Source organism: Bacillus cereus (assembly GCF_002561295.1).
Classification (GTDB): domain Bacteria; phylum Bacillota; class Bacilli; order Bacillales; family Bacillaceae_G; genus Bacillus_A; species Bacillus_A cereus_S.
The window spans coordinates 41,004-65,540 of sequence record NZ_NTUG01000010.1 but is presented as its reverse complement, the minus strand read 5'-3'; the positions used below and the strand labels follow the sequence as shown (position 1 = coordinate 65,540).

The following is a 24,537-nucleotide window of genomic DNA, read 5'->3' as shown; positions in this document are numbered from 1 at the left end:
GGTACAGTTTAGATTTGTTAACATTGTAGCACTGACTCAGAAAGATTACCATGTACATATACTGGCCAGTAACAAATCAACTATTTGAGGTGAAATTATGAAAAATACAACTAAAGCATATACAGCAGCATTCGTATATTCTTTTATTATCGGTTTTTCATTTATGTTTGTGAAATTAGCATTAACAGTTACAACTCCGCTTGATACACTTGCTCATCGTTTTACTGTAGCTTTCTTAATAGCAACTATCCCAGTCCTTTTTGGGTTTGTAAAATTAAATATTTCATTAAAAAATATACTTACACTTTTGCCATTAGCAATATTTTACCCTGCACTATTTTTTGCTTTCCAGACATTTGGTTTAGTGTATACAAGCTCATCTGAAGCCGGAATTATCCAAGCTACCATACCTATATTTACAATGATTTTAGCTTCTTACTTTTTAAAAGAGCATTCAAATACATGGCAAAAAATATCTGTACTCATTTCTGTCATTGGTGTCATTTATATATTTGCAATGAATGGCATAGAAACTCATGAAATTAGCTTTATTGGAATTACCCTTATTCTGTTATCAGCATTATCCTCTGCTTGCTACAATGTATTAGCTAGGAAAATGACAAAAAAATTCAAGCTGCATGACTTAACGTATATAATGACAGCCATTGGATTTCTTAGCTTCAATTTAATCGCCATCATTAATCATATAAATACAGGTACAGTAAATGAATATTTTATACCTTTTACAAACGGAACATTCCTTATATCTATTTTATATTTAGGATTATTTTCTTCCTTACTAACAGCGTTTCTACTTAATTACTCATTGTCTTATATAGAAGCAGCTAAGATGAGTGTCTTTAGTAATCTATCTACACTTATCACGATTATTGCAGGTGTATTATTTTTACATGAACAAATCGCACACTATCATATCGTTGGAGCCATGATGATTATCTTTGGTATAGTAGGCACTAATTTCTTAGGTAAAAAAGGAATTCATGCAAAAGAAAAGAATACCTCTAGTAGTAAATAATAAGTGAGGGATATTTCATGCAGCAGACAACGCCTATCAGTATTAGTAACATAGATGAATTAGTAAAAGAATTGGATGTACTATTAAACGAATCCATATCATCTAGTCAAGAACTTGAAAATTGGTTAGTAAAACAATCAAAAACTTTAAATTCTATTAATGAACAACTTATGAAACATTATATCGCCTTTCAACGCAATACGAATGATATAGAGGCAAAAAACACCTTTGACTTTAATCAAAAACACGTACAACCTATATTAAAGCGTTATAAAAATCTATTTGATCAAAAATATTATGAATCACCTTATCGCTTACAGTTAAACCCTTCTCGGTTTGGATTCTTAGATAAAAAAATTGAAAACACTAGAGAACTCTTTAGTGAAGAAAATATTAGTTTAGAAATTACAGAAGATGAGTTAATTACAAGATATTTTGAAATCACTGGTAACCTCTCTTTTATGTGGGATGGTGAAGAAGTAAATCTTTCTGAATTAAATGTTTATCTACAGGATCGAGATCGCAATGTTCGTCAAAAAGCGATGACTGCTATCTCTGAAAAATTTTTATCCGTAGAAAATGAAATTCAAGAAATCTTAAATCAGTTAATAATTCTTCGAACAAACAAAGCTAGGAATGTTAATTTAGCGAATTATCGTGACTATATGTTTAAAAAATACGAACGTTTTGATTACACTGCTGAGCAATGTAATCAATTCGCTGAATCTATTCGTAAATACTTTGTGCCGCTTCAAGAAAAAATGCATAAAGCATTACAGAAAAAACTTCAGGTTGATTCATTACGTCCTTGGGATATACATGCTGCATCTGCAGACCATAAACTGTTACAACCTGTAGAAAATGAAATGGAATTAATAGAGAAAAGTAAAACAATCTTTTCTAGGATTGATTCAAGCTTTTCAGTTCTTTTAGAAAAAATGTATAATCATCTAGATTTAGAAAACAGAACAGGAAAGGCACCAGGCGGATTTTGTGAATATTTGCCTGCTTCTAAGTTATCATTTATTTTTATGAATTTAACAAAAACACAAGATGATATTGTTATTTTCTTACATGAGATGGGTCACTGTATTCATCATGATTTAATGAAAGATATTTTGATACATCAATATCAACATTTACCAATGGAGACTGCTGAACTAGCAAGCATGACAATGGAGTTATTCACAATGGATAACTGGAATGTTTTTTATAGTAACAAAGAAGATTTAAAACAAGCTATGCAAGAGCAATTAACACAGATTGTAGAGTATTTACCAATTACACTCATCATTGATCAATTTCAACACTGGTTATATGAAAATCCAACTCATACTGTCGAAGAAAGGAATACTAAGTTTTTAGAACTTTATTCCCAATATAATTCAAGTATAGTAAATACAGATGGCTATACAAGTTTAATCGCCACAAAATGGTTATCTGTTCTTCATATTTTCGAAGTACCCTTCTATTATATTGAATACGCAATTGCACAAATTGGTGCTTTACAAATGTATAAACAATATAAAGAAAATCCTCAGCAAGTATTGCAAAACTATAAAAAAGCGTTATCCTTAGGTAGTTCTAAATCTGTAAAAGAAGTATATGAGGCAGCTGGCATTCGATTTGACTTTTCTGGTGAAACGATAAGAGAAGTAATGTGTTTTGTAGAAGAAGAATTAGACTTACTAAAAAAATAAGCAATTAAGACTACATTGCACTGCATTAATCCTCAGACTCTAATTTTATAATTAGGGTCTGAGATTATTATAAGTTTACATAATGTAATTATCGTAATATCCTGTTCACTCTCATCAAGTAAATTTTAATGCTCGACAACAGTTTGTAGAAGCATGCAGTGATCATCCTCAACAAAAGCACCTACACTATCAATTAAATCTCCAATATCCGTTTTCTGATGAATTGGATCGTATCATACACGATTTTATTTCTTTTAAGAACGATACCTGCATGTCCACAGTTATATATATATCTGGTTGGTTTTCCCCATGTTTCCCATAAATAATCAGTATCTTCACCTAAAACATATTGGTCATGTTTTCCAGAAATCAATAAAATATGTTCTTTATCAGTCACTGGTAACGCTTGACTAGGTTCTGTAATCTTCCAAAATTGTTTTAATTCTTCATATGTAACTCCATGATGTTCTAAATCTTTTCTAATATATTTTCCTGGAACTGTATTCCAAATTGAATAAGAAAGTCTATTTGCATAAAATACAGATACCAATCCGTCAATTTCTGATTCAACCAACGATGTTAAATTGGTAATAAATCCACCTAAACTTACACCAATTAGAATAACTGGTCCTTTTTTATTTTCCTTAATCCATTGTATTAAAACCCTCAAATCAACTACTGCTTGCTGTGTACATTTTATGGTCCTTTCAATATTAGCACTTACCATAAATTCACCACTGTACAATGAATTCTTTGGTTCCCTTTCAAAATGATAAGGAAGTGTAAAATAATACATGTTCCACGTTAAATCTAGCATTTTATCGTGAAATATTTTTTTTACACGCTCATTAGAATCCATTCGCCAGCCATGAACAAAGATTATATTTGGCGATTCTCTATTATGTATAAATACTTCTCCTGTCACTATATCATTACTTTGATCGTCCAATTGAATTGAACTTTTATATTTAAACTTACCAACTTCATAATGTTTATCTTCTGAACGAGCCATATCAAATTCAATATCAACATCATTTACATTTATCTTATAAAAACTCTTTATATCCTCATTCAATATAACCACTGAATTTGAATTGTATTGAAATTCTTTACTTCTCTTCCTATGCATATCGTATAAGGCGCATAAATCTATAACTTTCGAAAAGAACAAAATAATACCCTCCAGTTTGTTGCCAAGCAATACAGAAATGAGAATTAAGCGAATATACAGAGCAACTTATATCACAAAAATTTCACTTAAAACACATTTTTAACCTGTAATTATTACACAATAATACAATCATTCCACATTATTATCTCCAATTTTACTAACCACTAATTTATATCTTTCATACCATTTTTCCCATTCACTTTTTGGAAACTCCATATTATGTCCATCTATTACAGAAGAAAACATTTCTAAACATATATGCCATCCAGCTAAGTCTTTTGGCGTGTGATCATTTATTTCGTGAATAAACTCCTTTAAAATTAATAGACAGCCATCTGGATTTTTATGTACTTCAAATCGAACACGATCTTCGCCCCAAGTAAATTCCAATACAGAATTCATTTGACATTCTAAAATATCAATATTAATAAATTTTCCAGAACCATCCATCATATCAAATTTTATCATGCCTCCCTTTCGCAAGTCCTCTATGTGAAGGTTTGGCATCCATCTAGCTAGCTTCTCATTCTCTGTTAATACAGCCCAAACTTGCTCTACTGAATAATGTAACGGACGATTAAATTGAGCTACATATTCATTATCTATTTTTTCTATTAAAGCTAACATTGTCATACCTCCATTTAAAATCACAAATTTTCCTCTAACAGTTATAATGTATAATACATTTCATACTGAGCTAACGAACTTTTTTCGAATCCACACTTTTTTACAAACCCTTCAAGTAAACCATTATTAGGAAATCCAATAGAAAGACTGGCAAGCTGTAATTCTTTGTTTACTGTTTGTAATAGACTTGTAGCCATTCCGACGCCTCTATACTCTTTATCCACAAATAAAAAACTAATTTTACCATTATCACTAATACATATACATCCTTTTAAATCATTATTAATATAAGCCCCATAATACGTATTATTTTCAGTTCTTTCTATATAATCGATATCATTTTGCCAATTTATATGGAAGTTTAACCATTTTTGTATTCCATTTTGAAATTCGGCAAACTTAATTTGCTTTATTTCTATATTTGGTAGGCTCTTACTTGTCAAATTAGAAAGGTCCTTCAAATTATAGTAAGACAGATTATATACTTTTTCATAACCTAACTTCTTATAAAATTGAATCGCCCTATCATTACCGACAATGACTTCAAGAAAAAGCTGCTGACATCCATTTTTTATCGCTTCTTCTTTATGAAGTTCAAATAATGTATGACTAACACCAGTTCCACGAAAGCTCGGATGAATCGCTAATGTTCCACATCGCATTGTTTTTATACTTTCATAGTCTTTGATTCCACCAAGTATAACTCCAATTGGCTTGTTTTCATCTAGTGCTAGATGTGAGTGTTCAAGTTTATTTCCTTCCGGACCGAAAAATCTTTTTATAAAGTCTTCTTTCGAAACTTCCATCTTTATAATATAATCAGAAAAACCATCTCGAAAAGCTTCGTATATGAAATCTATATTTACTTCACTACATTTTTTATAATGAATCATAGTAAGACTTTCATCTACCTTTCCTACTAATTTGAAATAAAGGGACATTTTCCAATATGCATTTCATCTTGAATTTGTTTTATAACAAACGGCGCAATATCTCCATTTTGAATTGTAATTCCTGGTAAATCTCTGAGACTCTCTTTTATTTTACCGATACCTTCCCCGTCTATAACAAAAGGTAATCGTACAATCGTCCAATTTACACCACTATCTCGCACTAGTTGTAATTCTTTATACTTATCTTTCATCATATCTGAAAGAAACAGACGAAATAACATCGCCCCTATTTTATTTAATATACTCTTAACGTCTCCTTGTACATCCATGGATCCACCAGAAATAAGAATATATCGCTTGATCCTGTATTCTTCCATTACTTCTAAAATATGATTTGTAACTGTACTAAATATATATGACTCTTTTTTAGGTTGACCCACTGCATTAATAACAGCATTGCACCCTTGCAGTAACTGACGTATTGCAGAAATATCGCGAGCATCTCCTTGTACAACTTCCAAAAGTTTATGTGAGATTTTAAACTTTTGTGGGTTTCGTGTAAGAATACGGACAAAATATCCTTCTTGTAGTGCTTGAGTTACAAAATATTTACCAGCTTTTCCGTTTGCACCGATTATTGCTATTTTATTTATTCTTTGCATGGCTAAAGTTAGGCTCCCTTAATAGCATATTAATTTATTGACGAGCTGTCGTTACTTCATATACACGTAAAAATGTAAGTAAATATTCACATGCTCTTTCACAAGCGAACATTTTAAAAATCTTTTGTTCTTCTACTGTTCTATCATTCGCTTGATCTGAGGCTGCTTTTAAACAGAGAAAAGGCTTTTTATTCACATGACATACGTATGCAAAAGCTGCGATTTCTTGATCGACAGCTATTGCACCATATACAGTATGTAATAAATACCTCATTTCCGTACTACGAATACGCTGATCTCCGGATATGAAGGTTCCGAAATGTACCGGGTCATAAGAACGTACTTTTTTTATTTGTCTTACGAGATATTTCGTTGTTTCAATAGGAGCTGTTCTACCAGTATATAAGTCAAAACTATCGGATCCTGTTCCCGCAGCAGTTACATCATGCTGTAGAGTATTAAGTGCAACAACAATTTGACCATTTTTTACTTTTTCGGATAAACTTCCACAAATGCCTGTCATAAATAACTGTTCAGGTTGAAATTCACTTATTAGTAACTGTACGCAACTCGCACAGTTTACTTTTCCAACGCCCGTAATTACAGATATTACTTCTAACTCATCTATAGAATGAAAATGAAATTCCCAAGCTGCTCGTTTTTCTACACGATGACTTGGATAATGTTGATGCAGATATGTAAGCTCTGGTTCCCATGCAGATACAATTGCAATACGTTTCATTACACTTTTCACTTCCTCCTATTTTCATTTGAATCATTCATCAATATTTTCCTTTTCATAACATGGAAGCCATTCATTTTCTCTCCTAATAAAACTTATATTCTATTTACCATAAGGAAGAAAACATCCTATTATTTTTATTCGTGATATGTTTTTTAAATCCTTTTCAATACGTTACATGAAATTTCACTCATAATCTTGACTCCAAAATACCTAAATGTTTGTTATTATATTAATAATGAAGAACTACAAGGAAACGAAAGATTTATTTCCATTGTAATGGGGACAAACGGAGAAAATAGTACATTTATCGAAACGAAAAAACTGTTTACTTATGGTTCTGAACCTACGCATCCTCCTTCCTTTCAATCTGTTAAAGATTATATCAAATCTTGGATATCCCTACTTCAGTTTAAAAATTTTTTTTTACAAACAATAATTATCCTTCTCATTATCGCTATTTTACTATTCGTACATACAAGAAAGAAAGATTCAAAGGATTTTCAACTAAAAACTATCCCTTTTACAAACAAACCGACCTGTTTTGAAAACGCAGGTCGGTTTGTCTTCTTTTTCATCATATAACTCAAAGGAATATTTAAATGAGATGACAATCTGCTTGCTAAGGTTGTTTTTCCACTTCCCACAGAACCAATGGCTATAAATTTTATTAGGTAAAATACTTTTCAAAACAACCTCCACTTTATACAATGTCATATTTTTCTAGTTACTTACATTAAACCTCTTCTAATCAAGTTTGCTGACACAGGTTGAAGGCCTAATTCCCTTGCCCAAATAGATAATTGACCAATATGATGAATCTCATGTGCAATTACATGACGTACTATCTCACCATATTTAAATGTTTCATCAGTCCACGAGGCTGTTAATATTTTATTCTCTAAATCAATCGACCATGTTTGCAAAAAGTTTTCCATTTCTTTTTTAAAAGAGTCCGAAAGATCCTTCATTTTTTCAAGTGATTGATAGTCTTGAAATTGCAGATTTAAATCATCTTCTACTCCTTGAAGAGCACGTATCCAGCTATATTCTACATCAACAATATGAAACAAAGTTTCCAAAATACTCCCTACTCCTCCAACACGTTTACAGAGTAAATCATCTTCTGAAATTTGTTTACACCATTCAAACCATTGCTCTCTAACTTGCCAATTGTATCGAAATAAAGTTTTCAATCAACTTCGCTCCTTTTACATATGAGTTAATACCCATCTTACGGCCTCTATCACATACTCAGGCTCAGTTCTTTGAATATAAGACCGCTATTGGGTGCAATAATCCATTCATTGTCGTTTGATAATTGCAATAATTCTTTTTACATTTATAACCACTTCACTTGATTGTCAGGAGAATAAAATGCTTCTTTCCCACTAGCAACTATAATAAGTGGAATATTTCCTATTGATTTACAATGAAGATCTGTCTCATCTAATCTACACATAAACTCTACATACGCGCCTTCATATATAAATTATTTATAATATGCTTCTCTTTACTCATATTCATTTTCTTACTAAGACATTTCCTTTTGTATATGTACCCAATTAATACCGTGATATTACTTACACAGGAAATTCTTTTACTTAATGATGCTATTCTCTATAACGGCACTATCTAAAAACATACCAACAGAATATTCACTTTAAAGATGATCAGATTTTTACACCTAAAACCTAGAAGAAACCGAATTAGATTTTTATAATATTTCCAATCAGTTTAATATCTTCTCCTTCAATAACTATTCCATCACCATCTTTACAACCATAAACTGTCCTATGGTTCAATTTGGAATAATCCTTTAACAAATCTAAATATTCTTCACTTAGTTTCTCACTCCAATGAGGCATAAAATCAAAATCTACAAAACCTAATGAACTTCTATCCTCTATCCCTATAATATCCTCGTCTATAAATTGAGCTGTATCAATACTTTGAGTTGTTATTATACTACCTGCACTAACCCCAATCAAAATCCTCCCCTTTTCTAAATAAGACTTTAACGAATGCACTAAATTTCTTTTTCTTAAGGAATTTAAAAAGTGAAATGTATTTCCACCCGAAAGATGTATAGCATCATAATTAAATATGTCATTAATTTTTCTTTCATCGTATTCTTTATCTAAATTAAAATATTTCACATTACTAATCCCTATTTCTCCATAGTATTTAACCACATAATTAAAATACTTTCCTGTTATATCTGAAGATGAACGAAGATATGCTATTGAAGGATTTTCTTTATTCAATAACCTTAAAAGTTCATAGTCCAATTTTCTATCTTCCTGTATCTGATCACTATATAATACTATTTTTCTCATTAACATCCCCTATCTCCCTTGTTTCCCTCTGAATCTTGAGGTGGTCGCAAATAGCAATTATGTACCAATATCATCTGTTATCATTCCTTTTGCAGAAGTAGTAACTCTCCCTCCCTGTATAAGACGCAACTTTTTCTACATGTTTCCACTGCGATGAGGAAAGGAAAGTAAATTAATAACACACCCTCTATTCCTTTCAAGATTCTCACTTGAATTCCCTTCAAGTTCAACACCTAAAATAATATGGTTACCTGAAGCATTTGTTGTACCGTCTTCATTTTAGGAGAACAACAAATATGTAACGCATTTCTTATAAATTGAAGCTTTCATCCCAAAAATTGATTCCAATATACAGAAGAAAACTCGCTCCCTTATACTACAAGGTTGCGAGTTTTACTTCTTACCATTAGTCATACATAAAAGAATTTGATGATATAACTAAGGTAAATCACGTGTCAAGGGGTGAAACTGTCATAGAATCCATTAAAAGAATGAACTCTATTTAATACCATATGTAAAAAGATGAAAAATGCTTGTACAATTATAAGAATAAGTAAAATATGTATCTCACTCATATAGTAACTAATAATTTCATCTCGCATTAAAGGGCTATAAGACTTCCACTTCACCACTTAGAAATTCATATAAAAAGAGGCCATTTACCACGTAAACAACCTCTTTCTATATAGAACAAACTATTTATTAGCCTTTAAAAATATTTAAAAGCTCTTCTGGAATGTCACTCACAGTAGTTGGTGGTGCTGCAAGTACTGCAAAAATATCACAAATAGATAGTGTAAGTGTTGCATTTCCTGTTACAGTTAATGTAACAACATCACAGTTTACTGATACAATCGTACCAGTAATTGTACTAGCCAGACCTCTAACACCGATAATGACTGCTCGACCTCTTAATGCTCTCAGAGTTTGGAAAATACCAGTTGTGCAACAACAATCACATTTTTCTTTATGATCTTTTTTGCACTCTTTAAACTCCTTCCAACACTCGTCACCTTTGTGATCCCAACATTTAGAATGTTTTTTGCTAGACCAATCTTCACGACAACTCATAATTTCACCCCTTTGTTCTTTTACTATACAGTATGTAAAAATGAACAAAATGATAGGGACAACTACATAGATGAAAGAAAACAAACGGTTGTCCTATACTCTATTTCATATAAAACAATAAAAAAATGAGCCCTTTTTATAAAGAGCCCATCTCTTGTCGTTATATTTGTTTAGATTGTAAGCCTTGAATATATGAGACAACCTTTGGATTCACTAGCGAAGATAAATCCCCTAGTTCTCTTCCTAAGTAGGCAGCTTTAATTACTCGCCTCATTACTTTAGAATTCCGTGTTTTTGGCAAGTCTTCTACAACATGAATATCTTTTGGACATAATGCTTTTCCAATGTGAGAGTTTACTAAATTTAATAGTTCCTTTTTTAATTCATGGGTAAATATTGTTCCTTCTCGTAAAACGATGAAGCAATGACAAACTTCGCCTTTTACTTCATCTGGTACACCGATTGCGGCTGCTTCGATTACATCATGATGTTTTACAAGAATTGACTCGTACTCAGCTGGTCCAATGCGTTTTCCAGCAATATTTAACGTATCATCAGAACGCCCTGTAATAATATATTGCTCTCCGTCATAAATTACCCAATCACCATGTACCCACTTATTTTCAAAACGTGACCAATACGTATTCACGTAGCGCTCGTCATCTTCCCAGAAGCTTTTTGTCATTCCAACCCATGGTTTTTCTAAACATAATTCGCCAACTTCATCAAGAATTGGATTTCCTTGTTCATCTAATACAACTGCTGCCATCCCAGGTAAAGCTGCATTAAAACTAATCGGTGCAATTGGTTTAACTAAAACATTCCCAAATATTCCACCAGAAATTTCTGTTCCACCTGAATAATTACAAATCGGCACTTTTCCTTTTCCAACCGTTTCAAAGAGCCACATCCAAGGATCTGGATTCCACGGTTCACCCGTCGATGCAAAAACTTCTAAACTTGCTAAAGAATGTTTTACTACATGCTCATCACCTTTTGCCATCAATGCTCGAATCAATGTTGGCGAAATACCAAGATGAGTAATTTGATATCGATCAACAGTTGCCCATAATCGATCTGCCTCTGGATAATCTGGAACACCTTCATACATCACCATTGTTGCCCCATTAATAAGAGAACCAAATAATAAAAATGGCCCCATCATCCAGCCCATATCAGTCACCCATAATACACGGTCACCTTGCTTTATATTCATACCAAATCCTGCATCAAATGCCGATTTTAGTGGAAATCCAGCATGGGTGTGTACAGTTCCTTTTGGCTTACCTGTCGTGCCCGATGTATAAATAAGCATGAGTGGATCATCACTTTTCATTTCTTCAGCATGGATAAATGGCTTTTCCTTTTCTAAAACACTCCATGAAATGTCATAATGATGAGGTGTAAAATCATTTCCAGCATGACGGACAATGACAACTTTCTCAACAGATGGACATTGTGCACACGCTTTATCAACCTCATCTTTTAATGAAACACTTTTACCACGGCGTGAGAATCCATCAGCTGTAATAATCATTTTTGACCCTGCTGCTTGTACGCGTGTCATAACTGCATCAGCTGCAAAACCAGAAAAGATTGGAGAAATAATTGCACCAATTTTCATTACTGCTAGCATAGCAACAACTGTTTCTGGAATCATCGGCATATAAATCGTTACACGATCACCTTTCTCAATTCCAGAATGCTTGAGTCCATTGGCAACACGACTTACCCAGTTATCGAGCTCTTCATATGTAAATGATTTTGTTGTTCCATTTTCCCCCTCATACATAAGGGCAGGTTGTTTTTTTGTTTCTTCATCTGCAAGCCAACGAGATAACACAGATTCGACTACATTGCACGTCCCATCTTTATACCACTGAGCAAATGGTGTGCCGTTTGCTAAATCTAACACTTCTGTGTATGGCTTCATCCATTGGTAGCCAACTGCACGTTCTGCTTCTCCCCAAAACCATGCAGTTTCTTCAATTGACTTATCATAAAATGCTTCATAATCTTCGTAACCAAGCGATTTCATCCATCCGTATAAACGTGTTTTGTCTTTATATTCTTCTGTTGGAAACCAAACGGCTTGCTTCAATGTTTTCCCCTCCTCATTTTTCGAACAAGAAAGCCCTAAATAGGGCTTTTATACTGGATAAACTGGATGTTTTCGATCTGTAAACACTTGATATTTACTCATGTACATATCAAAGCGTTTCTTTAATTCTTCACGTAAATCATTCGGATGAACAATACCGTCAATCACCATTTCTGATGCTAGGCGGTAAATATCAATATCTTGTTTATATTCTTCACGCTTCTCAGCAATAAAGCTTGCTCGTTCCTCTTCTGGCAACGCAGCAATTTTGTTTGCATATACCGCGTTAACGGCAGCTTCTGGTCCCATTACAGCAATAGAAGCTGTCGGCAATGCAAGGCAGCAATCAGGCTCGAAAGCTGGGCCTGCCATTGCATATAGACCAGCGCCATATGCTTTACGAACAACAATTGAAATTTTCGGTACTGTTGCTTCACTCATTGCAGAAATCATTTTCGCACCGTGGCGAATAATACCAGCTCGCTCAACTTTTGTTCCAATCATAAATCCAGGTACATCAGCAAGGAATAATAATGGAATATGATACGCGTCACATAAATTAATAAACTTCGCTGCTTTATCAGCAGAATCGTGGAATAATACGCCACCTTTCATACGTGGTTGGTTTGCAACAATCCCGACAGGTTTTCCATCGATTCGTCCTAATCCTGTAATCAGTTCTTGCGCAAATAATTTTTTCACTTCAAAGAAAGAGCCCTCATCGATAATACGATTAATAAGATCTTTCATGTTAAAAGGTGCATTTTGATTTTCTGGAATGATTTGTTCTAACGTTTTTTCGAACTGCTTTGGTTCTTGAGGTATAGTCGTAGGAGCATTTTCTTGATAGTTACTTGGAAAATATGAAATATATTGTCTTGCTTGAGCGATTGCATCTTCTTCTGTCTTACATAACACATCACCGCACCCTGATACGGAACAATGCATGCGAGCGCCGCCCATTTCCTCTAGTGTTACTTTTTCACCAATGACCATCTCGGCCATACGCGGAGAGCCTAAATACATAGAAGCATTTCCTTCCACCATCATGACAACATCACAGAAAGCAGGGATATAAGCGCCTCCAGCTGCTGAAGGACCAAATAATAAACAAATTTGTGGTACTTTACCTGATAGCTTCACCTGGTTATAAAAAATACGTCCCGCGCCGCGGCGGCCTGGGAACATTTCAACTTGGTCAGTAATACGTGCACCTGCAGAATCAACTAGATAGAAAAGTGGTACACGTAATTTTTCGGCTGTTTCTTGTATACGTAAAATCTTTTCAACAGTACGAGACCCCCATGATCCTGCCTTAACGGTTGAATCATTTGCCATCACACATACAGTACGACCATGTATTTTTCCTGTTGCTGTTACAACGCCATCCGCTGGTAAGCCTGTTTGCTCACAATTTGCAAATAGAGCATCTTCTACATACTCGCCATTATCAAATAGAAGAGCTAAACGATCTCGAACAAAGATTTTTCCTTTTTCTTTATTTTGTTCATGATATTTCGGTGCTCCGCCTTGCTTAATTGTTTCAACACGCTCTGCAAACGAATGAGATTGTTGTTTTTGTTCTAGCACATTTACTCCCCCTTATACATTGGTTTACGTTTTTCCTGAAATGCTTGCAATCCTTCTAATCGATCTTTCGTATGAATTACCCCTTCATATGCTTGCTTTTCCATTTGTAATCCGGTATGCAAATCTACTTGTATACCATTTGAGATTGCCTGTTTTGCTAATCGAACGGCAATTGGGCCATTACTAGCAATACGCTCTGCAATTTCAATTGCTTTTTCTTCTAGTAAGTTAGCTGGTACCACAAACTCTACCATTCCATATTCCTTCGCTTCATGCGCTGAAATACGTCTCGCTGTATAAATTAATTCCTTTGCTCTACCAGTGCCAATTAGTCTTGGCAAACGCTGCGTACCACCAGCTCCTGGGATAATAGCTAGAGATGTTTCAGTGAGTCCAAGACTTGCTGTTTCTGCTGCAATTCTAAAATCACACGCCAAACTTAATTCCGTACCACCACCAAGTGCAATTCCATTTATTGCGGCAATAACCGGTTGCGATAATTGCTCGACCATATCCATTGTAGAACGAATCATTCCAACTGCATGACGTACTTGCTCCTCATTCATATTGGCACGTTCTTTTAAATCAGCTCCAGCACAAAATGCTTTTTCACCAGATCCTGTTAAGATGATGACGCGAACATCGGCCCTTTCGTTTAAATCGCTTAATGTAGACTGCAATTCTTCTAATAAAGCAAGAGATAACGAGTTTGCTTGGCGCTGGCGATTTAATGTTATTTTTACAATGTGCGGTGTTACATAATCTACTGAAATGTTTTGTAATTGTAGCATTTTATCACCTACTTATTGTTTTATGTTGCAATGCTTTATACACATGACTTGGTAATTGAATATTCAGCTTACCTTGAATGAATTGACTAGCTTTTAATAACTTTTCTTCATTTATATTTGTTTGTACGCCCATTTTATGGAGCATATGTACTAAATCATCTGTCGCGACATTTCCTGAGGCTCCTGGTGCATAAGGACAACCACCGAGACCGCCGCAAGAACTATCAAACGTCGTAACACCGTATTCCAATGACTGAACAACACTTGCAAGTGCCATCCCGTACGTATTATGGAAATGCATTGCAAATTGAGAAGAATCATACCTTTTAAGTAGATGTTCTAATACACGCTCTACTTGCAATGGATTTGCTACACCAATCGTATCCCCAAGAGAGACTTCATAAATACCATATGAGAAGAGTTGATTACATAACTCGTCTACAGCATCAATGCTCACGTCTCCTTCGTAAGGACAACCAAATACAGTAGAAACATAACCTCGCACTCTTTTACCTGCAAATTGTGCTTGCTTTGTAATATCTTGCACGACAGATAACGCTTCTTTAATCGACTTATTAATATTGCTCTTATTATGTGACTCACTTGCTGATAAAAAAACATTCACCTCATCTACATTTTGCAAAAGAGCTCGTTCCAAACCATTTTGATTTGGAACAAGCGCAGCATATGTAACATCTGAATTCCGCTTTAACTCTGCAAATACATCACCCGCATCAGCTAAAGCAGGAACCCATTTTGGGTGAACGAAAGAGGAAACTTCAATATATGGTAATCCAGCTTCTGAAAGTAATTGAATCCATTTCACTTTATCTTTTGTGCCAACAATTTTCTTTTCATTTTGCAAACCATCACGTGGTCCCACTTCTTTAATGACAGCAAAAGTAGGTAGCTTCAATACATTTCACCCTTTCTTCTCCCTATTCAATCTCTACTAATACATCTCCTTCATTTACAAAATCGCCCTCTTGCACATTAATTTTCATGACTGTGCCAGCTTCTTCTGAAACGATTGGAATTTCCATTTTCATAGATTCCAAAATGACGACATCCTGTTCTTCTTCTACTGTATCTCCTACTCCCACAACAATTTTCCAAACATTACCTGCCATCGATGCATACACTTTTGTCATCATTTTTTCCCCCTTTAATATTCATGAACCTTATTTTTTTACAAGTTGTTTTGTTACAAAACCTGTTGTATAAATACCACTTTGGAAAACTTCATCTTCTAGCACTTGGAGTAGCATGGATGTATTTGTTTTAATCCCTTCTACTTTCAAGTGTTGAAGTGCATCTTGTAGTTTTTCAATAGCTTCTTGACGTGTTTCACCATGAGCAATCACTTTTGCAATCATCGGATCATAAAACGGTGTGATTGTCACATTATTTTCTAAAAAGTGATCAATACGTACTGTTTCTGGTAACGTTAGATCCGTAATCTTCCCAGGTGATGGGAAAAATGTTTTTGGATCTTCCGCATAAATACGCGCTTCAATGGCATGACCACTACGCTTTATATCTTCCTGTGTAAAGAAAAGTTTTTCACCAGATGCAATGAGTAATTGTTGTTCCACAAGGTCTAGACCAGTAATTTCTTCTGTTACAGGATGCTCTACTTGTAATCTCGTATTCATCTCTAAGAAATAGAAGTTTTTCTGATCATCTACAAGAAATTCAACAGTACCTGCATTTGTATAGCCAAGAGCCTTTGCTGCTTGTACAGCAACTTCTCCCATTGCTTTACGCGTTGCCTCATCTAAAAATGGAGATGGTGCTTCTTCAATTACTTTTTGATTTCGGCGTTGCACTGAACACTCTCTTTCCCATAAGTACACTGTATTTCCATGAGTATCAGCTAAAAGCTGAATTTCGATATGATGTGCGTCTGCAATATATCGTTCTAAGTACATTTCACCATTACCAAAAAAGTTCTGAGCGCGTGTTTTATTGCTTTCAAATGCCTTGGTGAGCGTTTGCTCAGTTTCCATCAACTGCATTCCAATGCCTCCGCCGCCCGCGGATGCCTTCAACATTAATGGATAACCGATTTGTTTTGCGATTTCAATCGCTTCCTCGGCAGTTTCAATATCTGTTGTGATACCTGGTACAACTGGAACATTCGCTTCTTGCATTGCCAGACGTGATTCAATTTTACTTCCCATCTTAGCAATGATTTCTTCAGAAGGACCAATAAATACAATTCCTTCTTCTTTACAGCGGATCGCGAAGGAAGGATTTTCTGATAACAATCCATATCCTGGGTGAATTGCTTCAGCTTTTGTTTTCTTCGCAATTTCTATAATTTTTTCGAGGTTTAAATAACTCTCTTGAACACGCGGGCCACCAACTAAATAAGCTTCATTTGCGAGTTTTACATGAAGTGCATTTTCATCTGCCTCGGAATAAATAGCAACTGTACGAATTCCAAGTTTTTGACAAGTTTTAATAATTCGAACTGCGATTTCCCCGCGATTAGCAATTAATATTTTTTGAAACATAGTGAGTCCTCCTTTTATCTACACCCTAAATGTCTTGCGATTACGAGACGTTGAATTTCAGAAGTTCCTTCACCAATTTCTAAAAGTTTTGCATCACGAATATGACGCTCTACTTCATATTCACGCATATAACCATATCCACCGTGAATTTGCACTGCTTGATTCGCAATACGACTTGCTGCTTCAGATGCAAATAACTTTGCCATAGCCGCTTCTTTACCGAAAGGTTTATCATGATCTTTTAACCAAGCTGCTTTATGTACTAAATTACGCGCCAATTCCACTTCAGTAGCCATATCTGCTAGTTTAAATTGAATCGCTTGGAAATTCGAAATCGTTTTTCCGAATTGTTGGCGCTCTTTTGCATATTGAAGTGCACGTTCAAAAGCAGACTGTGCAATCCCTACAGCCAATGCTGCAATGGAAATACGACCTCCATCAAGTGTATATAAAAATTGCTTAAATCCTTTATTCACATCACCAAGGATATTTTCTTTCGGTACACGAACGCTATCAAGTACGATTTCACAAGTATTCGAAGCACGAACACCCATCTTATCGTATGGACTTGAAATCGTTAAACCTTCACTATTTGTCGGCACAATAAATGCAGAAATACGTTTTTTACCATTTTCTTCAACACCGTTGATAGCGGTTACAATAATTGTATTTGCATACTCAGCATTTGTAATCCAGCACTTTTCGCCACTAATCACATATTCATCGCCATCTAAAAATGCTTTTGTTTGTGTGCCACCTGCATCAGATCCAGCATTCGGTTCTGTTAACCCAAAAGCACCTAGTGTTTTACCTGATGCCATTGGAACTAAGTACTTCTGTTTTTGTTCTTCTGTGCCAAAGTAATAGATTGGGGAAGCACCTAATGAAATTGTTGCAGCATAGCTTAAACCTGTACCGCCACAAGCGCGTCCAATTTCTTCAACAGCTAACGCATACGATAAAGTATCGCCGCCAGAACCTCCATACTCTTCTGGGAATGGGATTCCTAATAATCCTAGTTCGCCCATTTTTTGAAACGTTTCGTATGGAAATTCAGCTGTTTTGTCATAATATACAGCTTTTGGTGCAATTTCCTTTTCAGCAAAGTCACGTACCATTTCTTTAATCATTTGTTTTTCGCGAGTTAGAGTAAATTCCATTCCGCTACACACCCCTTATCGAATATTGAGTTTCGACAGCGTGCGAGTCTGTGCTACAAACATTGCTTTTAAAAGACAAGATCAGTAGTTAGATAATTGTTATAATTCTGTCATAATTTAATTTTAAAACAGAATCTGTACTCATGCACAAAAAAATTCCTACATTGTTCTACAACAACATAGGAATAATCATGTCGAATTATGTAAAAAAATTTAAAAACTCTTCTATTCTCCTTAAAAAAGAAGCTATTTTTATAAAAACAGCTTCTTTTCAAATCATCACTTAGTAGTATGCGAGAGAACAAAAACCCTATTTTCTATGTAAATAATCCTCTATCATACAAAACACATAAAAAATGTTTGATGCATTACAAATGTTAAATAGAAAAGATCCGATAAAAAGTAATTATTAACGGGAACAGACAATTCATTAAAAGATGAGTCTTTTTTATTTTAAATTGCATTGTAAACAATCGCCAAAATCATATGTGATTGTAAACTGTTACATACAGAAATGTTCACGAATGCTAAAATGCGATAGTTTGTCGAATTTTATTACCTTTGTCGTGTTAATCCATACAATATAAATTGAATTGTATTCTCAATTTCTGCTTCATCATCCCATTTTTCTTCAGGTAATAATAAAAATCGAGTTAAAATTAACCCCATTATAGCTGATAGAGTAAAACGGATAACTGAAGGGGTTGGCATTTCAATAATTTGTCCTTGTTCCTGGAAATGTACAATTATTTTTTTAAAGCGAGAAAAAAGTTCCTTCTCTACTAATTGTTGTATTTCATTTTTTAATTCTGGTTGAAATGGTACTTCTTGTATTAAGATTTTTAACATTGGAAAATGTTTTTTAGCAAATTCAAATCGATTTCGAATGGCTTTTCTTAAAAATTCTTCATATGTTTCATACGTCTTCTCCAATATTTCTTTTGCAAAGGCCTGTATGAAAAATGGAGCAGCAAACTTTGTTAAAGTTGGCATGACAACTGCTAATAGTAGATCTTTTTTCGTTTTATAGTAGCGAAAGATTGTTCCTTCCGCTACACCCGCACGTTTTGCAATCTCACTTGTTGAAGTGGATGCATATCCCTTTTCTCCAAACATATCAACCGCAGCTTCTAATATACGTAGTTGTCGTTCATTACGCTTATCTGTATCTGCACTTGCGATTAATTCTTCCAACCAATCTTTTTTCATTCATCATGCCCCTTTATATAAAAATTAAATGCTGCGATGTTTCTTCAAAGCATATACATTCCCTACTGCAAATAATAGCGCAAATAAAAGTAACACACCAAGATCTCCTGCAATTTCAGTAAATCCTTGATTACGAATCATCACTTGTCTCATCGCATCAGCACCATATGTGAGTGGGAATAATTTCCCAAGCATTTGCAGCCACTTATTCATTGATTCCATTGGAAACAATCCCAAAAAGAAGATTTGTGGCACAATGACAAGTGGGATAAACTGAATCATTTGAAATTCATTATTGGCGTACGCCGATAAAAAAGTACCTAGTGTTAATGCTGTTAGTGACAGCATACACGTAATCAATAACGTAAGCCAAGGGGATCCTGCTACATATAAATCAAGAATATAAACAGAAAAACTTACAATAATAACGGATTGTATAAACGCGAAAATACCAAATCCAACTATATAACCAACAACAATTTCCCAGCGGCGTACTGGAGTAGATAACAGTCTTTCCAGCGTCCCACTTAAACGTTCCCTTACAAAAGAAACTCCTGATAAAATAAAGACAAAGAAAAATGTGAAAAAGCCAATTAATACCGGTCCGAGTCCATCAAACATCGTAAAATCTGCGGAACCATGTAAAAAATCAATTACTGGTTTCATATCAGGTATATTATTTTTTTCATTGGTTTTTTGTAACACTTGTAGCACGGCTCGATTTTTTGAAGAATCGCTACCTTCTAACAACACATTCACTTTTCCATTCTCTAAAGTTATAATGGCATCTATTTCTTGATTTTCTAGCTTAGTATTTGCTTTTTTTTCATTATACTCATAAATAGTAGCATCTTGTTTTTTCATAGATTCGACTACAGGTGTTGGAACATTTACTAATGCAATATGGGGTGTATAATCCTTTTGTGTAAATACAAGAGATAATAACCACAGTAGTAACATCGGGGCTCCAAACATCATTGCAAGTGATCGTTTATCTCGGAAAAACTGACGAATAATCCGTATAATTACACCACGAACTCTCATGATTCAACCGCTCCTTCCAATAGAAAAACGTCTTCTATGCGTCCAGATGACGTTCGATTTTTTAAGTCATTTGGGGTTCCCGTCGCAATTAGCTTCCCATCTCTAATTAGCCCAAGGCGTTCACAAAATTCAGCTTCGTCCATAATATGTGTTGTCACAATAATCGTTGTTCCTTGTTTTTTCAGCTCGTAAAACTTTTCCCAAATTGATTTACGAAGAACCGGATCAATACCAACCGTTGGCTCATCTAAAATTAAAAGCTTTGGTTCATGTAAAAGTGCCATAGCTAGGGATAACCGCTTCTTCATCCCCCCCGAAAAATGTTGTACCTGTTTTTTTGCATGCTGTGATAATTGAACTAATGTAAATACTTCTTCAATTCTCTCTTTCTTTCGCTTTCCTTTTAATCCATACATCGTCGCAATAAAATCTGCATTTTCATAAGCTGATAACTCCTCATATAGCGCATCAGCCTGTGCCATATACCCTATTTGCTTCATTCCATTTAAGTTAGGCATTTTCATTCCTACAGCTATTACATCACCAGTCGTTGCTTCACTAATACCAGCAATCATTTTAATAAGCGTTGTTTTCCCAGATCCCGAGGGACCTACTAAACCAAATATTTCTGTATCTGCTACAGATAATGAAATATTGTGCAGTACTTCTTTTTTACCAAAGCTTTTTGATACATTTCGTAAAATAATAGAAGGTTGTTGCAATAAAATCTCCTCCTCCTTCAAAATGAGTGAGTACTCACTTTTATTTTACTCTTAGGGTATTATATGTCAAACTTTATTTATAAGTATTATTTTTCTTCTTTCTAACAACTTACTTCGGCATAAAACAATGAAACAGAGTCGACGATAGAATGAATTTCTCATTGCCGACTCTGTTTCATTGCAAATCATTATTTACAAACTACGTCTCTAGATTTAAATATTTTCTAATTCTAGCAACATCTAAAGAATATTCGATGATTAATTGTTGTACAGGCAAAATAGCTTTTTCAGGATATAAATGTGCATTTTTCAATGTTTCTGTATATTTTTCTAACCTCTTTTCTAAATACTTTACAATTTGCTCTGGATGATTCACTAATAAGCTCTGACTATAATAATGAATTTGCTCCTCAATTGCAGTGTATTCCTCAATTTCAAATTCCTTATGCATGTGTACACCCCTTTACAAAAAGTTTTTTAAATGCACAAACCATAAACATTCTAACCTAATTAAAAACTGAGTATTTTAATTATTTACACTATATCAAAGGAAGGACGTCAAAATTTGTTATTTTATGTAATGTAGAACAAATTTAACAAAATTGTAATGGATACTTGTACTTAAAAACACCTATTTTTCATACAAATAGTTCCTTTTACTAATATATTTTGGTTTTTATTTTCTATCAAAATAGTTACATTAGATAAATAAAAGAGTCGTGCAACTTAATTCAATTACACGACTACTATTTTTTGGTTGTTAAAAATCCTTATAAAAGTTCTGTTAAATATATTTTTAGCATTTCTTTTTAACTATGTTATGTACACTTCATTAAATGTTTTGTTTTGTATTTTTTTATTTTTAATACGGTATATGAAATTTCTTATGTTTCCTTCCTCCTTAACTAAACTTACAGATACCAACTGTATTGTCGCTCTGTAAGTTTTTTTATTTTATCTATACCGCATCAACAAATGTTACTTAAAAATAAAGTTTGATCAAATTGATACGAATAACCTTGATAAAAGATCATAGAAAAGAGCGTGTTTTGAAAAAAAGATTGTTCAAAACACGCTCTTACTATTTTCAGTTGGTTCATTCTTTGATAAAAAAGTTTAATCATTTCCTATCTATGTTGCTTCACAATCGCGCCTGATTGCGGAAAATCATTTTCCAGCTAGTTTTTTTCATGCATTAGGGAAAAAACAACCCTTTAATAAGAAACAGATACTTTTTTTTCATTCTTTTCACTAACTTTAGAGTCTAGCGTTTTTGTTATTATGTAGTACAAAAATGTACCAGTTAACCCTAGAATAAGAAGCAATCCCCCCATATATATAGGACGAATCCACTCTCCAACGATGATCAACAACGAAGATACAATCATTGCTCCGTAGAAAGTCAAGCTATTAAAAGCCATATAGGTGCTACGAGCGTTAGATGGTGCAAGTTCCCCTATCATCGCCTGTTTAATAGGAACATACATCAGTTCACCAATTGTTCCAATAAACATGGCAATAAAAAGTAACAACACGCTATTTGTAAAAGCAAAAACACTAAAACATATAGAAAAAATCAACATCCCCGTAACTAGGGTCCAGCGATCACTCAACTTTTTAAATAAAAATAATACAATACTTGATAGGAGAACTACAAGAATTGTATTCTCAGTTCGGAGAAAACCCAGCATCTTTGTGCCATCAAGCATGAAATCTATTCCAAACAATGAGGCTGAATGATGGGGTATATCTTTTTCAAGACGAATCCCAATATAGTTTGTTAAAGACTGTTCCAAGGAAAAGATCAAGATCGCTCCGAAAATATAAAACATAAACAGCTTATCTTTTAAAACGGTCGAATAAGTTTGAAACATCTCTATTGCTGAAAATTTTTTCTTATAATTAGAAGACTTAGATGAAGGTTCTGGTGTGTAGGTTTCTGTGATGAAGAATACGGTCATGAAGACAGATAACAAAGAGATGAATGAAATCCCAATAAATAACTCAAACAAGTAGTTTTTAAAAAGAAATGCTCCAATGATTCCTCCAATAGCAGTTGCTAAATTCCCCAACCAGTAGCTAATAGTAAATACTAGCTTTCTCGATTCAGAATTAGTAACATCAATAATCATAGCTTGTGCCGCTGGCTGAAACATTCCTCCACAAAACATATTGATGATAAAGAATGCTACAGTAATATAAGGAAGGTTAAACCAAGGAGAATTACAAAGTGCTATAAACAGATACGAAAACAATATACCAAGTTCAGAATAAATCATTATTTTTCTCCGACCTATTTTGTCTGAGATATGCCCTCCGATAAACCCTCCAATGACCCCACTAATCACAATTATTATAAGAATAATACCTGTTTCAGTAGCTCCGATTTTCTGAACAAAATAGATTGCCAGAAAAGGTATAACAGCCATGGAAATAAGGCCGCCTAGAAATTGCATGACCAGACGAAGTTTGATGTTGGGATGAATATCCCTCAATTTCATATAAATCACTCCTTATTTATTAGAGATAGGTCCAAATAATCTCAGGGCTTGTATCGTTATATCCTTCCACATCAAGTTTGTATATTCATCAATAAACGTTAAACGCATTCCGTTTAAGATAGATAAGTACGACTCAGTAATTAATGAAGGCGATTCTTCATAAAAGTAACCCAGCTTTTGCCCTGCTTCAATAATCGGATGAATACAGTCTATAAATGTATTTACGAAATCGTCTAGTTCTTTAAAAAGCTTTGGAAATCGATCAGGTCTCGCAAGAACCTGCTGAATTAGACGTAGGTATTCACTTCTCATTGAAAAGAGTTTTACATGGCAATCTATCATTTCCTTCACAACTTCAAGAGGATCACCTTTAAAGTTTTTTTCTATCTCAATAAAATATGGTTTGATTTCCTCCAATGGCTCCAAAATCGCTGATTCGTAAAGTGCTTCTTTTGAATCAAAATACGTAAATACGGTACCAAAGCTAACTCCTGCTTCTTTTGCTATTTCGGCAACTTTTGTTTCTGCAAAACCATTCTCACTATATAATTTAATTGCGGCGTTTAAGATAGCAGATCTTTTTCTTTTCTTTTTTTCATCATTAGTAAGTATAGGTTCCATTTAGATACTCCTTTCACAAAAAATGATTGATTGATCAA

23 protein-coding genes are annotated in these 24,537 nt (G+C 34.1%); 2 read left to right on the top strand and 21 right to left on the bottom strand.

Features of this window, described 5'->3' with window-relative positions; genetic code table 11:
- Positions 1-97: 97 nt before the first annotated feature.
- Positions 98-1,036 (top strand): DMT family transporter, encoded by a 939-nt coding sequence (locus tag CN373_RS08640; protein WP_000799579.1) that lies wholly within the window; start codon positions 98-100, stop codon positions 1,034-1,036.
- Between the two features lie 17 nt (positions 1,037-1,053).
- The gene (locus CN373_RS08635; RefSeq protein ID WP_098359102.1) at positions 1,054-2,736 is read left to right on the top strand and encodes a M3 family oligoendopeptidase; all 1,683 of its coding nucleotides are present in this window, start codon (positions 1,054-1,056) and stop codon (positions 2,734-2,736) included.
- A 193-nt stretch (positions 2,737-2,929) separates the two neighbouring features.
- Here CN373_RS08635 and CN373_RS08630 read toward each other — a convergent pair whose 3' ends face one another.
- From CN373_RS08630 to CN373_RS08515, 21 genes are all read right to left on the bottom strand, one after another.
- Positions 2,930-3,907: an alpha/beta hydrolase gene (locus CN373_RS08630; protein WP_098359101.1), complete on the bottom strand. Its 978-nt coding sequence runs from the start codon at positions 3,905-3,907 to the stop codon at positions 2,930-2,932.
- A 129-nt stretch (positions 3,908-4,036) separates the two neighbouring features.
- A complete protein-coding gene (locus tag CN373_RS08625; RefSeq protein ID WP_098359100.1) occupies positions 4,037-4,534 on the bottom strand; it encodes an SRPBCC family protein in 498 nt (165 codons plus the stop codon).
- A 41-nt stretch (positions 4,535-4,575) separates the two neighbouring features.
- Positions 4,576-5,427: a GNAT family N-acetyltransferase gene (locus tag CN373_RS08620; RefSeq protein ID WP_098359165.1), complete on the bottom strand. Its 852-nt coding sequence runs from the start codon at positions 5,425-5,427 to the stop codon at positions 4,576-4,578.
- 26 nt (positions 5,428-5,453) lie between these two features.
- The gene (locus CN373_RS08615) at positions 5,454-6,089 is read right to left on the bottom strand and encodes an SDR family oxidoreductase (RefSeq protein ID WP_098359099.1); all 636 of its coding nucleotides are present in this window, start codon (positions 6,087-6,089) and stop codon (positions 5,454-5,456) included.
- Positions 6,090-6,123: 34 nt separating this feature from the next.
- A complete protein-coding gene (gene mtnN / locus CN373_RS08610) occupies positions 6,124-6,831 on the bottom strand; it encodes a 5'-methylthioadenosine/S-adenosylhomocysteine nucleosidase (protein ID WP_000820813.1) in 708 nt (235 codons plus the stop codon).
- Positions 6,832-7,562: 731 nt separating this feature from the next.
- Positions 7,563-8,027: a DinB family protein gene (locus tag CN373_RS08600; protein ID WP_000853617.1), complete on the bottom strand. Its 465-nt coding sequence runs from the start codon at positions 8,025-8,027 to the stop codon at positions 7,563-7,565.
- Between the two features lie 513 nt (positions 8,028-8,540).
- On the bottom strand, positions 8,541-9,176 hold the full coding sequence (locus CN373_RS08590) for a Type 1 glutamine amidotransferase-like domain-containing protein (RefSeq protein ID WP_235674867.1): 636 nt from the start codon (positions 9,174-9,176) through the stop codon (positions 8,541-8,543).
- A gap of 696 nt (positions 9,177-9,872) precedes the next feature.
- A complete protein-coding gene (locus CN373_RS08580; protein ID WP_001277843.1) occupies positions 9,873-10,241 on the bottom strand; it encodes a hypothetical protein in 369 nt (122 codons plus the stop codon).
- Positions 10,242-10,401: 160 nt separating this feature from the next.
- Positions 10,402-12,342, bottom strand: a complete 1,941-nt coding sequence (locus tag CN373_RS08575) for an AMP-binding protein (RefSeq protein ID WP_098359097.1) — start codon at positions 12,340-12,342, stop codon at positions 10,402-10,404.
- 48 nt (positions 12,343-12,390) lie between these two features.
- A complete protein-coding gene (locus CN373_RS08570; protein ID WP_000893091.1) occupies positions 12,391-13,932 on the bottom strand; it encodes an acyl-CoA carboxylase subunit beta in 1,542 nt (513 codons plus the stop codon).
- A 2-nt stretch (positions 13,933-13,934) separates the two neighbouring features.
- Positions 13,935-14,723, bottom strand: a complete 789-nt coding sequence (locus CN373_RS08565) for an enoyl-CoA hydratase (protein ID WP_000939788.1) — start codon at positions 14,721-14,723, stop codon at positions 13,935-13,937.
- 4 nt (positions 14,724-14,727) lie between these two features.
- Complete coding sequence (locus CN373_RS08560) at positions 14,728-15,639, bottom strand: hydroxymethylglutaryl-CoA lyase (RefSeq protein WP_000775482.1); 912 nt, start codon at positions 15,637-15,639, stop codon at positions 14,728-14,730.
- Positions 15,640-15,661: 22 nt separating this feature from the next.
- The gene (locus tag CN373_RS08555; RefSeq protein WP_002056745.1) at positions 15,662-15,877 is read right to left on the bottom strand and encodes an acetyl-CoA carboxylase biotin carboxyl carrier protein subunit; all 216 of its coding nucleotides are present in this window, start codon (positions 15,875-15,877) and stop codon (positions 15,662-15,664) included.
- A gap of 27 nt (positions 15,878-15,904) precedes the next feature.
- Positions 15,905-17,242 (bottom strand): acetyl-CoA carboxylase biotin carboxylase subunit, encoded by a 1,338-nt coding sequence (locus tag CN373_RS08550; protein WP_098359096.1) that lies wholly within the window; start codon positions 17,240-17,242, stop codon positions 15,905-15,907.
- Between the two features lie 14 nt (positions 17,243-17,256).
- Positions 17,257-18,402: an acyl-CoA dehydrogenase gene (locus tag CN373_RS08545; protein ID WP_000397257.1), complete on the bottom strand. Its 1,146-nt coding sequence runs from the start codon at positions 18,400-18,402 to the stop codon at positions 17,257-17,259.
- Between the two features lie 555 nt (positions 18,403-18,957).
- Positions 18,958-19,611: a TetR/AcrR family transcriptional regulator gene (locus CN373_RS08540; protein WP_098359095.1), complete on the bottom strand. Its 654-nt coding sequence runs from the start codon at positions 19,609-19,611 to the stop codon at positions 18,958-18,960.
- Positions 19,612-19,635: 24 nt separating this feature from the next.
- Positions 19,636-20,655, bottom strand: coding sequence for an ABC transporter permease (locus CN373_RS08535; protein WP_098359094.1), 1,020 nt, complete (start codon positions 20,653-20,655; stop codon positions 19,636-19,638).
- On the bottom strand, positions 20,652-21,377 hold the full coding sequence (locus CN373_RS08530; protein WP_098359093.1) for an ABC transporter ATP-binding protein: 726 nt from the start codon (positions 21,375-21,377) through the stop codon (positions 20,652-20,654). The genes CN373_RS08535 and CN373_RS08530 overlap by 4 nt, the downstream gene beginning before the upstream one ends.
- 199 nt (positions 21,378-21,576) lie before the next feature.
- Positions 21,577-21,828 carry a hypothetical protein gene (locus CN373_RS08525; protein ID WP_000548598.1) on the bottom strand — a complete coding sequence of 84 codons (252 nt, stop codon included), beginning with the start codon at positions 21,826-21,828 and terminating at the stop codon, positions 21,577-21,579.
- A 763-nt stretch (positions 21,829-22,591) separates the two neighbouring features.
- Positions 22,592-23,878, bottom strand: a complete 1,287-nt coding sequence (locus CN373_RS08520) for an MFS transporter (RefSeq protein ID WP_098359092.1) — start codon at positions 23,876-23,878, stop codon at positions 22,592-22,594.
- Positions 23,879-23,890: 12 nt separating this feature from the next.
- Positions 23,891-24,499, bottom strand: coding sequence for a TetR/AcrR family transcriptional regulator (locus CN373_RS08515; protein WP_000433369.1), 609 nt, complete (start codon positions 24,497-24,499; stop codon positions 23,891-23,893).
- Positions 24,500-24,537: the final 38 nt, after the last annotated feature.

What these genes read in the sequence shown, in the direction of transcription:
- CN373_RS08550 (WP_098359096.1), bottom strand. Translation starts at nt 17,242, where the DNA reads ATGTTTCAAAAAATATTAATTGCTAATCGCGGGGAAATCGCAGTTCGA.
- CN373_RS08520 (WP_098359092.1), bottom strand. Translation starts at nt 23,878, where the DNA reads ATGAAATTGAGGGATATTCATCCCAACATCAAACTTCGTCTGGTCATG.
- mtnN (WP_000820813.1), bottom strand. Translation starts at nt 6,831, where the DNA reads ATGAAACGTATTGCAATTGTATCTGCATGGGAACCAGAGCTTACATAT.
- CN373_RS08640 (WP_000799579.1), top strand. Translation starts at nt 98, where the DNA reads ATGAAAAATACAACTAAAGCATATACAGCAGCATTCGTATATTCTTTT.
- CN373_RS08515 (WP_000433369.1), bottom strand. Translation starts at nt 24,499, where the DNA reads ATGGAACCTATACTTACTAATGATGAAAAAAAGAAAAGAAAAAGATCT.
- CN373_RS08590 (WP_235674867.1), bottom strand. Translation starts at nt 9,176, where the DNA reads ATGTTAATGAGAAAAATAGTATTATATAGTGATCAGATACAGGAAGAT.
- CN373_RS08620 (WP_098359165.1), bottom strand. Translation starts at nt 5,427, where the DNA reads ATGATTCATTATAAAAAATGTAGTGAAGTAAATATAGATTTCATATAC.
- CN373_RS08545 (WP_000397257.1), bottom strand. Translation starts at nt 18,402, where the DNA reads ATGGAATTTACTCTAACTCGCGAAAAACAAATGATTAAAGAAATGGTA.
- CN373_RS08525 (WP_000548598.1), bottom strand. Translation starts at nt 21,828, where the DNA reads ATGCATAAGGAATTTGAAATTGAGGAATACACTGCAATTGAGGAGCAA.
- CN373_RS08580 (WP_001277843.1), bottom strand. Translation starts at nt 10,241, where the DNA reads ATGAGTTGTCGTGAAGATTGGTCTAGCAAAAAACATTCTAAATGTTGG.
- CN373_RS08635 (WP_098359102.1), top strand. Translation starts at nt 1,054, where the DNA reads ATGCAGCAGACAACGCCTATCAGTATTAGTAACATAGATGAATTAGTA.
- CN373_RS08555 (WP_002056745.1), bottom strand. Translation starts at nt 15,877, where the DNA reads ATGATGACAAAAGTGTATGCATCGATGGCAGGTAATGTTTGGAAAATT.
- CN373_RS08615 (WP_098359099.1), bottom strand. Translation starts at nt 6,089, where the DNA reads ATGCAAAGAATAAATAAAATAGCAATAATCGGTGCAAACGGAAAAGCT.
- CN373_RS08625 (WP_098359100.1), bottom strand. Translation starts at nt 4,534, where the DNA reads ATGTTAGCTTTAATAGAAAAAATAGATAATGAATATGTAGCTCAATTT.
- CN373_RS08535 (WP_098359094.1), bottom strand. Translation starts at nt 20,655, where the DNA reads ATGAGAGTTCGTGGTGTAATTATACGGATTATTCGTCAGTTTTTCCGA.
- CN373_RS08540 (WP_098359095.1), bottom strand. Translation starts at nt 19,611, where the DNA reads ATGAAAAAAGATTGGTTGGAAGAATTAATCGCAAGTGCAGATACAGAT.
- CN373_RS08565 (WP_000939788.1), bottom strand. Translation starts at nt 14,723, where the DNA reads ATGCTACAATTACAAAACATTTCAGTAGATTATGTAACACCGCACATT.